At 69.4% G+C, this 10,827-nt stretch carries 10 protein-coding genes; 8 read left to right on the plus strand and 2 right to left on the minus strand.

All coding sequences use genetic code 11. The annotated features are described in order from the left end of the window. Nucleotides 1-125: 125 nt before the first annotated feature. The 3 genes from JW958_01205 to JW958_01215 are packed head-to-tail and all read left to right on the plus strand — an operon-like array spanning nucleotide 126 to nucleotide 5,077. The gene (locus JW958_01205; protein MBN1824850.1) at nucleotides 126-1,757 is read left to right on the plus strand and encodes a radical SAM protein; all 1,632 of its coding nucleotides are present in this window, start codon (nucleotides 126-128) and stop codon (nucleotides 1,755-1,757) included. Then, on the plus strand, nucleotides 1,754-4,315 hold the full coding sequence (locus JW958_01210) for a TIGR03960 family B12-binding radical SAM protein (GenBank protein ID MBN1824851.1): 2,562 nt from the start codon (nucleotides 1,754-1,756) through the stop codon (nucleotides 4,313-4,315). The genes JW958_01205 and JW958_01210 overlap by 4 nt, the downstream gene beginning before the upstream one ends. Before the next feature lie 36 nt (nucleotides 4,316-4,351). Beyond that, nucleotides 4,352-5,077, plus strand: coding sequence for a metallophosphoesterase family protein (locus JW958_01215; protein ID MBN1824852.1), 726 nt, complete (start codon nucleotides 4,352-4,354; stop codon nucleotides 5,075-5,077). A gap of 50 nt (nucleotides 5,078-5,127) precedes the next feature. On the opposite strand, the gene mtgA is transcribed toward JW958_01215, so the two are convergent. Together mtgA and JW958_01225 are read right to left on the minus strand one after the other, a co-directional pair. Next, complete coding sequence (mtgA, locus tag JW958_01220; protein MBN1824853.1) at nucleotides 5,128-5,919, minus strand: monofunctional biosynthetic peptidoglycan transglycosylase; 792 nt, start codon at nucleotides 5,917-5,919, stop codon at nucleotides 5,128-5,130. Continuing rightward, nucleotides 5,916-6,566, minus strand: coding sequence for a thiamine phosphate synthase (locus JW958_01225; GenBank protein ID MBN1824854.1), 651 nt, complete (start codon nucleotides 6,564-6,566; stop codon nucleotides 5,916-5,918). Before JW958_01225 ends, mtgA begins: the two co-directional genes overlap by 4 nt. Before the next feature lie 105 nt (nucleotides 6,567-6,671). Between JW958_01225 and JW958_01230 the strand changes: the two genes are divergently transcribed. The 5 genes from JW958_01230 to JW958_01250 all read left to right on the plus strand — a co-directional run bounded on the left by JW958_01230 (nucleotide 6,672) and on the right by JW958_01250 (nucleotide 10,574). Continuing rightward, nucleotides 6,672-6,989, plus strand: a complete 318-nt coding sequence (locus JW958_01230) for a GIY-YIG nuclease family protein (protein ID MBN1824855.1) — start codon at nucleotides 6,672-6,674, stop codon at nucleotides 6,987-6,989. 99 nt (nucleotides 6,990-7,088) lie between these two features. Continuing rightward, the gene (locus JW958_01235) at nucleotides 7,089-7,874 is read left to right on the plus strand and encodes a thiazole synthase (protein MBN1824856.1); all 786 of its coding nucleotides are present in this window, start codon (nucleotides 7,089-7,091) and stop codon (nucleotides 7,872-7,874) included. Then, nucleotides 7,871-8,986 (plus strand): 2-iminoacetate synthase ThiH, encoded by a 1,116-nt coding sequence (gene thiH, locus JW958_01240; GenBank protein ID MBN1824857.1) that lies wholly within the window; start codon nucleotides 7,871-7,873, stop codon nucleotides 8,984-8,986. The genes JW958_01235 and thiH overlap by 4 nt, the downstream gene beginning before the upstream one ends. Next, nucleotides 8,979-9,182: a sulfur carrier protein ThiS gene (thiS, locus tag JW958_01245; GenBank protein ID MBN1824858.1), complete on the plus strand. Its 204-nt coding sequence runs from the start codon at nucleotides 8,979-8,981 to the stop codon at nucleotides 9,180-9,182. The genes thiH and thiS overlap by 8 nt, the downstream gene beginning before the upstream one ends. A gap of 99 nt (nucleotides 9,183-9,281) precedes the next feature. Continuing rightward, nucleotides 9,282-10,574 carry a VCBS repeat-containing protein gene (locus tag JW958_01250; GenBank protein ID MBN1824859.1) on the plus strand — a complete coding sequence of 431 codons (1,293 nt, stop codon included), beginning with the start codon at nucleotides 9,282-9,284 and terminating at the stop codon, nucleotides 10,572-10,574. Nucleotides 10,575-10,827: the final 253 nt, after the last annotated feature.

The following is a 10,827-nucleotide window of genomic DNA, read 5'->3' on the forward strand; positions in this document are numbered from 1 at the left end:
GAGAAGGGCGCAACCGAAGGATTTTCAGGCGATTCCGCGCCCCCCTTCATTGCATCCCCGGCGGTCTCGACTTAGAATCAGGAGGCGGCCGGCGGAGGGCGCGGGCCGCGCAAAACGGGGGGATCATGGCGAAGGAGCGGCGCGGGAGGGGAGACGCGGACCGGCGGGCGATCCTGAATGACGAAAGGATCTACGGCGGCGCGGAATACCGGAGCGGCGATCTGCGGGTCGTCTTCGCCTATCCGAATCGTTACGGCGTGGGGATGTCGAACCTGGGGTACCAGTCGATCCTCGCCCGTGCGCGGGCGTCGGAACTGGTCGAGGCGGATCGTCTCTTCGCGCCCGAAGGAGAGGGCGCGCCGCTTCGCACGCTGGACGGCGACCGCCCCGCCGCGGACGCCCACCTTCTCGCCTTCTCGGTCAGCTTCGAGAACGACTACGTTCATCTTCTTCGCACGCTTCGCGCCGCGGGTCTCCCCCTCCGCCGGGAGGAGAGGGACGAGCGCGCCCCGCTCGTCGCCGTGGGGGGCGCGATCACCTTCCTCAACCCGGAGCCCCTCCGTCCCTTCGTCGATCTTTTTTTTCTCGGCGAGGGAGAGGAGCTTTTTCCGGAGTACCTCGATCTTCTGCGGGAGGACCGCGCCGCGCCGCGCCGGGACCATCTGGAGAGGGCGGCGCGCGTCCCCGGCGTTTACGCGCCGGCGATCCTTCCCGGTGGCGGGGGCGCGCCGCGCCGCGCCTACGGCCGCTTCACCGAGGACCCGCCGGCGACGTCGATCCTGACTCCTCGCGCCGAGTTTCGCGACACCCTTCTCGTGGAGATCAGCCGCGGTTGTCCGCGGGGCTGCCGTTACTGTTCCATGCGCGCCCTCTCGCCGGAGTACCGCACCGTGCCCGCGGAGCGTGTCGTCGCCCTCGCCGATCGCTACGCCGCCGAGGATCGGAAACGGGGGAGGGCGCCGCTCCGCCGGATCGGTTTGGTGAGCGCCGCTTTTTTCGACCACCCCGGCGCGGATCGGATGATCGATGCATTGGCGGACCGGGGCTTCCTGGTCACCGTCTCGTCGCTGCGTGTGGAGAGAACAGGCGAGGGGGCGCTCCGCCGGCTTCGGGAGAGCGGGCTCCGCACCCTGACCGTCGCGCCGGAGGCGGCGACGGACCGTCTCCGGCGCGTCATCGGCCGCCCCCCCTCGGAGGAGGAGATCCTCGCCGGCGTCGATCGCGCGGCCCGCGCCGGGTTTCGTTCCCTCCGTCTCTATTTCATGGTCGGGTTGCCGACCGAGACCGAGGAGGACCGCGAGGCGATCGCTCCCCTGGTTCGGATCATCGCGAGCCGTTTCCGAGCCGCCGGCGGCGGGGAGATCGCGGTCTCGCTTCATCCTTTCGTCCCCAAGCCGCGCACCCCTTTCCAGTGGAGCGCCATGACGCGGCCCGAGTCGATGCGGGCGATTCTCGCCCGGCTCCGCTCCCGGCTCGCCGGTTTCCCGGTCAAGGCGCCTGCGCCGAAGGAAGTCTATATGGAAGGCTTGCTCGCCCGGACGGGTGAGGAGGCGGGGCTTTTCCTGGAGCGCCTCGCCGAAGGGCTTCCCTGGCGGCGCGCCGCCGCCGAGGCGGGGATCGACTTGGAGGAGACCCTCTTCACCGACCGGCCGGCGGGCGCGGGCTTCCCCTGGGAAGGGGCGGAGCGGGACCCCGCCGCGGAGAGGCGCCTTCGGGAGTGGACGCGCGCCGTCGGCGCGAAGGGAACAGGGGAATGAGAACATTGAAACACGAAGTGTTCCGGCTCCTCTCCGGGGTCTCCCGGCCGAGTCGCTATCTCCCGCCCCTCCTCGGCGGCGCCTTCCGGGACCCGGGAAAAGCGGAGGTGTTCTGGACGCTTCTCTTCCCGGACGTCGCCGAGTCCGGCTGGTCCCACTACGGAACGGAGCTGCTTCACAGCGCCCTGAACGGACCGGAGTGGTGCGCCGCGGAGCGCGCCTTCTCCCCCTGGCCGGACATGGAGAGGGCGATGCGCGCCGCCGGTGTGCCCCTCTTCACCCTCCCCTCCTACCGACCCGTTCGTGAGGGGGATCTGCTCGGGATTACCCTTCAGTTCGAACTCTCCTACGTCACCGCCGTCGCCGCGATCGATCTCGCGGGGTTGCCGATCCGCGCCGCCGATCGGACCGATCCGCTCCCCCTCGTCGTCGGGGGAGGGCCCTGCGCGATGAATCCGGAGCCCCTCGCCCCTTTCTTCGATCTTTTCGTTCTCGGCGACGGCGAGGAGGCGGCGCCGCGAATCTCCGAGGCGGTGCGGGAGTGGAAGCGCGCCGGAGGGGGAACGAAGGGGGAACTGATCGACCGGCTCGATCGAATCGAGGGGGTCTACGCCCCGGAGCGGCACCCGGTCCGCTTCGATTCGCGCGGGCGCGTCGAGGCGGTGGAGGGACGGACGGTGCGCCGCGCCGTCGTCGCGGACCTGGAAGAGCACCCGCCGCCGGAGCGGCCGGCGGTTCCGGCGCTCCAACCGGTGCACGACCGCGTCTACGCCGAAATCGCCCGGGGATGCGGCGTCGGTTGCCGTTTCTGCCAGGCCGGGATGATCTACCGTCCCCTCAGGGAGAGGCCGGCGGCGTCGATCGCCGAGTGGGCGCTCCGCGCGCTGCGCGCGACGGGACACGAGGACATCAGTCTCGCCTCTCTCTCCACGGGCGATCACGGGGAGATCGTCGAACTGGTGCGCGATCTGGATCGGCGGCTCGCCGGTTGTCACACGGGGATCCAGCTCCCCTCGCTTCGCGTCGCGACGCTCACGGGCGAACTGATCGCCGAGGCTGCGCGGCTCGGCAAGACCGGTTTCACGCTCGCCCCCGAGGCGGGAACGGAGAGAATGCTCCGCCTGATCAACAAGGGGATCGAGCGGGGGGACGTGGTGGAGGCGGCGCGTCTCGCCGTGCGCGGCGGCTGGGACCTGCTCAAGCTCTATTTCCTGATCGGCCTCCCCACCGAGACCGAGGAGGACCTGGACGGGATCGTATCCTTAATTCATGAAGTTTGGAATGTGGGCCGCGAGGGGGCGGGACGGCGCTTCCGGCTGAACGTGAGCGTCTCCACGCTCGTCCCCAAGCCCCACACGCCGTTCCAATGGGAGCGGCAGGACCGTCCCGAGGAGACGGCGCGCAAACAGGAGCGCATCCGCCGCGCCCTCCCTCGGAACCGCAACCTGACGGTCCGCTTCCACGACGCGCCGCAGACCCGCGTCGAGGGCATTCTGGCGCGCGGGGACCGCCGTCTCGCGCCGGTGATCGAGCGGCTGTTTCGAGAGGGAGTACGGTTCGACGAGTGGAGCGAGTGCTTCGACCCCCGGGCTTGGGAAGGCGCGTTCCTCGCCTGTGGTGTCGACGCCGACGACTACCTGAGGGAGAGGGACGAGGCGGAACCGCTCCCCTGGGACCGGATCGACGCGGGACCGGGCCGGGAGTTCCTCCTGCGCGAAAGGCGGCGCTCGCTGGAGGGGAAGACCACGCCGGTTTGCGACGAGGGGTGCCGGAACTGCTCTCTCTGCGGCGACGAACTCCGCGTGATCCGGCGGAGGCCGGAGAGTCCCGCCGCCGCGCCGCCGCCGCCGGACGAGGGCGCGTCTCCGGAAACGCGCGAGGCGAAGCATCGCCTTCGCTTCCGTTTCACCAAGCTGGCCGAATGGCGCTTTCTCTCTCACCTCGAAACGGGGCGCGCGATACGGCTCGCCCTTCGGAGAACCGACCTCCCCATCGCCTACTCCCTCGGTTTCCATCCCCACGCGCGAATCGCCTTCGGCCCCGCCCTGCCGGTGGGCGTGGGCGGCCGCGCCGAATTGATGGACGTGTTCCTCCACGAGCCGTTCGTCCCGGCCGATGCGGAGCGTCTCCTGAACGCCCAGTTGCCGCACGGCCTCCGCTTCTTTCACGGACGCGAGGCGCCCCTACGGAGCCGCGCCCTCGATTCCATCGCCTACCGGATGGAGTACGAGGCGCGCCCGCCCGACGGCGAAGACCTCGATCGCCTGGAGCGCCGCGTCGCCGATTTTCTGTCGCGTTCCGAGGTCCCGGTGGAACGCACGACGAAGGGGAAGACGCGCGTGGTGGACCTCCGGCCGGGCGTGCTCGAAGCGCGGTTGGACCGCGACGAGCGGGCGCTCCTCTTCGCCGTCGCATCGGGCTTGCCGACGGCGGAGCTCCTCCTCTGGTGGGCGGAAGGGGATCGCGACAGGGTGCTCCGATGGACGCTCACCCGCACGGGTCTTGATCCGCTGGAGGAAGGGGAAAAGGAGATTGATCCGGCGCCGGGCATCGGTTAGCCTGAAGACATCAATCGTTGGAGAATGGGTGGTCGGATGCGCATCGCTTTTTTGAGTGACATACACGGCAACCTGGAGGCGCTTGAAGCGGCCTTCGAGGCGATCGGCCGCGAGAAGGTCGATCAGGTGGTCTGCCTCGGCGACATCGTCGGCTACGGCGCGGATCCGGACGGGTGCGTGAATCGGATACGGGAGCGCGCGAATCACGCCGTGCTTGGCAACCACGACGCCGCGGTGATCGGGACCACATCCATCGAGCGGTTCAACGCCCACGCCCGGGCCGCCGTGCATTGGACCCGCCGCCACCTGAGCGATGAAAACGCCGAGTGGCTCCGTGCTTTACCCCTCAAGTTTCACGGCGAGGAGTTCCTGGCCGTGCACGCCTCTCCCTTCCAGGCGGCGAGCTGGATCTACGTGGTCGATCAGGAGCTGGCGGAAGAGGCGTTCCACGCCTTCGAGGAGCCTGTTTGCTTTCTCGGCCATTCCCACGTGCCGGCCGTTTTCCGCGAGGGGGACGGGGGACCGGTCGAGATCGTCGACGGCGCCGTCACCCTCCCCGAGGGAGGGCGCTTCATCATCAACGTCGGATCGGTGGGGCAACCGCGCGACCGGGATCCCCGTTTCTCCTTCGGGATCTACGACAACGCCACGCTGGAGCTGAGGATCGTCCGCGGCGATTACGACCGGGAGACCGCCTCGCGCAAGATTCTCGACGCGGGGTTGCCGGAGATGCTCGCCAAGAGGATCCACCTCGGCATCTGACCCGTTCCGGCCCTCTCCGTTTTTTTGTTTTATTCTCGAAAGTCGCGATTTCAATCGTTCGCGCCGGCCCAGCGCGCGTAGGTTTCCTCGTTGATCATCCCGCGGGCGCGCATCCTCTCCAGGGTGATCGTCGCCTGCTTGCGGAGGTAGGGACCGGGCCGGGCCGGGTCGAGCCTGCGCGGCGAGGGGATGGCGGAAGCGAGGAGCGCCGCCTGCCGTGGATTCAACCCGGCGGCGCTCACGTCGAAGTACCGGCGCGCCGCCGCCTCGGCGCCGAAGACGCCGTCCCCCCACTCGATCACGTTCAGGTAGATCTCGAGGATGCGGTCCTTTTCCAGGGCGCGTTCCAGCCGCCACGTGGTGAAGGCTTCCACCGTCTTTCGCCGGAGACTCTTTTCGGTGCCGAGGTAGAGGTTCTTCACGAGCTGTTGGGAGATGGTGCTCGCCCCGCGCGCGAAGCGCCGCTCCTTCCAGTTCTTGCGGATCGATTCGCGGATCTCGTGCGCGTCGAAGCCGGAGTGTTCGTAGAAGGTGGCGTCTTCGTTGACGATCACCGCGTTCCGGAGATGGACGCTGATCCGGTCCAGGGGAACCCAGTGCCGTTCCTGGCGGAAGGGATGGCCCTCATCGAGGGCCTCTTCGGCGCGGAGCCGCATGAGCGCGGTCGTCTCCGGATTTCGGTCCCGCAAGGAGTCCACGTCGTAGAGGGGGAGGGTGAGGTAGGCGACGGGCGAGAAGAGAATCGCCGCGAGGGCGAAGACGAGTGCGATCCGCGCGACCCTCCGCCGGGAGCGGCGTTCCTCGCTCCGCGAGGCGACGGAGGAGCGGCGCCGGGCGCTCAAGCCCGTCCCTCGACGAAGGCGCGCAGCGTCTCCGCGGCGGCGCGCTCGGGGTCGGCCGCCGAGGCGACGGCGCGGATCACCGCGATCGCTTCGAATCCGGCGGCGCGGACTCGGCCCGCGCATTGCGGATCGATCCCCCCGACCGCCGCCGCGGGGATCCGGACGGCGCGGCGGATCGCGGCCGCGCGTTCCGGCCCGAGGGCGAAGCGTTCCTTTCCCGGCGTGGGGAAGACGGGGCCGACGAGGAGGAAATCGGCGCCCGCCCTCTCCGCCTCCCGCGCGCCCGCCTCGTCGTGAACGCTTCGCCCGATCAGACGGTCCGGGCCGACGAGGGAGCGTGCTTCCCCCGGCGTGAATCCGTTCTCCGGGAGCTGCACCCCGTCCGCTCCCGCGGCGATCGCCACGTCGATCCTGTCGGAGAGGAGAAAGAGGGCGCCGGCCGCGCGGACCGCCGGGGCGGAGGCGAGGGCGAGCCTGAGGAGCGGGCCGCCGGCCATCCTTTTCTCGCGGAGAAGAAAGGCGTCGGCGCCTCCACGGAGCGCCCCTTCCAGCGCCGCCGCGAAGCGCCCTTCGCCGCTCGTCTCCCGGCTTCCGATGAAGAGGAAGCGGAAAGGGTGCTCCGCGCCGGCACGTCTCTTTCGATCCATCAATGCCCCCGATTCCCCCCGCGCCACTCCGGCGCGGAATCGCTCTCTATCATAAGGATGTCGCATTCGGTTGCCAACGACGGGCGGCGGCGTAGAATGAAAAATATGAACGAGAAGAGAGAGGAGAAGGAGGACCGTTCCTGGTCCGTGTACATCGTGGAGTGCGCGGACGGGACTCTGTATACGGGTATCGCGCGTTCGGTTCGCGCCCGGGTGATCGCCCACAACCGGGGGAAGGGGGCGCGCTACACCCGGGGGCGACTGCCGGTGCGGCTCCTCTGGCGCGAGGGGGGGCTGGGCCGGCGGGCCGCGCTCCGGCGGGAGGCGGAGATCAAGAAGCTACGCCGCGGGGAGAAACTCCTCCTCGTCGCCGCGGGGGGAAAGAGCCGTCTCGCCGCGCTGGAACCGCCCCCTCCGGCCTGATCCGGCCGTGCCGGAATCAGCCCCGGTTTGACACGCTCTCCGGCCGCTTCCTATACTCCTAGTCGGGGGAGGCTGCACGCACAAAGGGGGAAACCCGTCTTGTCCCATACGAAGGATCCTCTGGTCATCGCCGGAAGGAGCTTCGGTTCCCGGCTTCTGCTCGGGACCGGCAAGTTCCCGTCCCTCGAAATCATGGCCCGCGCCGTCGAGGCGAGCGGCTCCGAGATCGTCACGGTCGCCCTCCGGCGGGTGGAGAAGGGGGCGCCGGCGGGAAACCTGCTCGACCATCTCGATCCCGACCGCGCGCTGATCCTCCCGAACACATCCGGTGCCCGGGACGCGGAGGAGGCGGTCCGTCTCGCCCGTCTCGCGCGGGCGGGGGGGATCTCGGATTGGATCAAGCTGGAGGTCACTCCCCACCCGATGCACCTCCTGCCGGACCCCATAGAAACCCTGCGGGCGGCGGAGATCCTGGTGAAGGAGGGCTTCACCGTTCTCCCCTACATCCACGCCGACCCGGTGCTGGCGCGGCGGCTGATCGAGGCGGGGACGGCGACGGTGATGCCCCTCGGCTCGGCCATCGGCACCAACCGGGGGTTGAGGACCCGGGAATCGATCGAGATCATCATCGCGGAATCCACCGTCCCGGTGGTGGTGGACGCCGGCCTGGGCGCTCCCTCTCACGCCGCCGAGTGTCTGGAGATGGGCGCCGACGCGGTGCTCGTGAACACCGCCATCGCCACCGCCGAGGACCCGGTCGCCATGGCCGCCGCCTTCCGGCTCGGCGTCGAGGCGGGGCGGATCGCCTTCCGCGCCGGCGCGCCGCCGGAGCGACGCGACGCCGAAGCCTCCTCGCCCCTCACCGGTTTTCTAGGAGAGTCATGACCGAGCTCGCCGGGGCGCTCCGCGCCCTTCCCCTACGCGATCTCCTCGCCCGTTCCGAGGGGGCGACCGCCGCGGAGGTGCGCGCCGCGCTCCGACGGGAGCGGCGGGACCTGCGCGACTTGGCGGCGCTCCTCTCTCCCGCGGCGGCGGAGCTTCTGGAGGAGACGGCGCGCGCCTCGGCGGCGCTCACGGCGCGCCGCTTCGGCCGGACCATTCTTCTCTACGCGCCCCTCTATCTCTCCAATGAATGCGTGAACGTCTGCACCTACTGCGGATTCCGCGCCGATTTGGACGTGAAGCGTTCCACTCTCTCCCCTGGGGAGATCGACGAGGGGCTCGGCTTTCTCGCCCGCCTCGGATTCCGTCACGTGCTGCTCGTCACCGGCGAACACCCCAAGAAGATCCCTCTCGATTATCTGGAGGACGGGGTGCGCCGCGCCCGCCGCCGTTTCCCCTCGGTGTCGATCGAGGTGGAGCCTCTCGACTCGGCCGGATACGGGCGCATCGTGGCCGCCGGCGCCGACGGAGTGACCCTTTATCAGGAAACCTACGACCGGGATCGTTACGGGGAGTATCACCCCCGCGGCCCGAAATCGGACTACGACAACCGGCTGGAGGCGCTCTCCCGCGCCGCCGAGGCGGGGATCCGCCGGGTGAATCTGGGCGCCCTTCTCGGCCTCGCCCCCTGGCGGGAAGAGATGTTCCGGCTCGCCCTCCACGCCTCCTATCTGACCCGGCGCTACTGGAAAACACACGTCAGCATCAGCTTTCCCCGGATCCGCGAGGCGGCGGGACATTTCGTTCCCCCCTTCCCGGTCGGTGATCGGGAGCTGACCCAGATGCTTGCCGCGCTCCGTCTTTTTCTTCCGGACGCCGGCCTGGTGGTTTCCACGCGGGAGCGCCCGCGCCTTCGGGACGGGCTCGCCCGGATCGGCGCCACGCAGATGAGCGCCGGCTCCCGCACCGAGCCGGGCGGGTACCTCCACCCGGACGAGGCGGAGGGGCAGTTCGAGGTGGACGACTCCCGGTCCCCCGCCGAGGTGGCGGACCGGTTGCGCGAGCTGGGGCTCGACCCGGTTTGGAAGGATTGGGAGGAGGCGCTCCATGGCTGAGATCACGGTGAACGGCGAGAGGCGACCCGTCGGCGGGCCTCTCCCTCTTCTCCGCCTTCTCGCCGAGATGGAGATCGGGCCACGCTGGGTCTTGGTGGAGAGGAACGGCGAGCCGGTGCCCCGGGATCGTTATGAAGTCACCGTCGTCGAACCGGGGGACCGTTTGGAAATCGCCACGCCGATGGGCGGTGGTTGACCGGCCGGAGAAAAGACCGGCCCGGCGCGGCGCCGAAACGTCCGCAATTTTACTTGGTATAGGAAGGATCCGCCGTCGGGCGGAGGGAGGTCCCGGATCATGGCGACTCGACGAATCCTTATCGCGGCGGGCGCGGCGGCGGCGCTCGCGTTCTCCGCGGCGATGCTCGCCGGCTGCGGCGGCGGAGGGGGCGAGGGAGAGGGGAAGAAGATCGAGGCGGCCGCGCCCACGGCGGCGGCCCTTCCCGGCGCGACCGTCTATCTGGCCCAGGCGCAGTTCATTCAGGAGCGCGGGAAGGACGGCAAAAACCACGCCGTTCCCGGCCCGGCCCGCATGGTGATCCTCACGCGCGGCGCGAACGGCTGGGACGAAGAGGTGGTCGAGGACCCGGAGAGCAACGTCTTCCACAAAGCGATGTGGTATGCGCCGCCCGAGGGGGAACCGGGAATACTCACCATCGGCGCCGTCGGCGCGCATCTGAAGATCTGGCGGCGCGGCGCGGACGGTTGGACCGGGGAGTCGCTCTGGAATCCCACCTTCGGAGGCGAATACGATCGTCTCCGCGACTTCGAGGTCGCCGACGTCGACGGCGACGGCGCGGATGAGATCGCGATCGCCACGCACGACCAGGGCGTGGTCGCCGTGATGCGCCGCGTGGGCGGCGGGTGGGTCGCCGAGGAGCTGTACCGAGAGGGGAATACTTTCGTCCACGAGATCGAAACGGGGGACGTGGACGGCGACGGCCGCGCCGAGGTTTTTTCCACCCCCAGCCTGCCGAACAAGCTGGACGGATCGGAACAGCCGGGGCGGATCGACCGCTACGACTACGAGAAGGGGGGATGGGTGCGGAGCGTGGTCGCCGAACTCCCGACGCGGCACGTGAAGGAGATCCTCTGCGTCACGCCGGACGGCGAGGAGCGCCCGGTTCTCTTCGCGGCGCTGGAAGGGGAGAAGATCGGAGGCGCCGAGCAGGGAGACTCCACGCGGATCCGCCTCTACCGCTTCGCCCGCGGCGCGGTCCGTTTCACCGACATCGCCGGCCTCCCCGGCAACCTCTGCCGTTTCCTCGTTTGGGCGGACACCGACGGCGACGGCGCGCGCGAGCTGATCGCCTCCACCAAAAGCGAAGGGATCTGGCGGCTCGATCCTCCCGCCCCGGACGGCGGTGACGAGTGGAGCCGCCGCCTCGTGGCGCGCGGGACCTCCGGCTTCGAGCACGCCACCTTCGCCTCCGATCTGGACGGCGACGGCCGCGACGATCTGGTGGTCGCCTCGGACGATCAGAAAGAGCTCCGCGTCTATCGGTGGGACGGGAGCGCCTATAAGAAGGGAGTGATCGGCCCGCTCAAGGGGGACACCATCACCTTCAACGTCACCACGCGCGTTCCCTAGCGGGGCGCGGCGACGCGAGATCGATCCCGCGGCCCCGGCCTCCCCGCCGGGGCCGTTCTCTTTCGAATGGGAGTCGGCTTTTATTGTTTTTACGGAGAGGCGGGCCGTTTCTCTCGGCCGGGAGGCGATCGGGGGCTTCCAAACAGAGGCTGCCTATACGGAACGGTTCGTAGTTGCTCTTCGAGCCGAACGTGATCCGGGAAATCCCGTTTAGGGACAGGAAGCCCGGATACTTTACATCGCAGAGTATGTA

This window comes from Candidatus Eisenbacteria bacterium (assembly GCA_016930695.1).
Lineage (GTDB): Bacteria > Orphanbacterota > Orphanbacteria > Orphanbacterales > Orphanbacteraceae > JAFGGD01.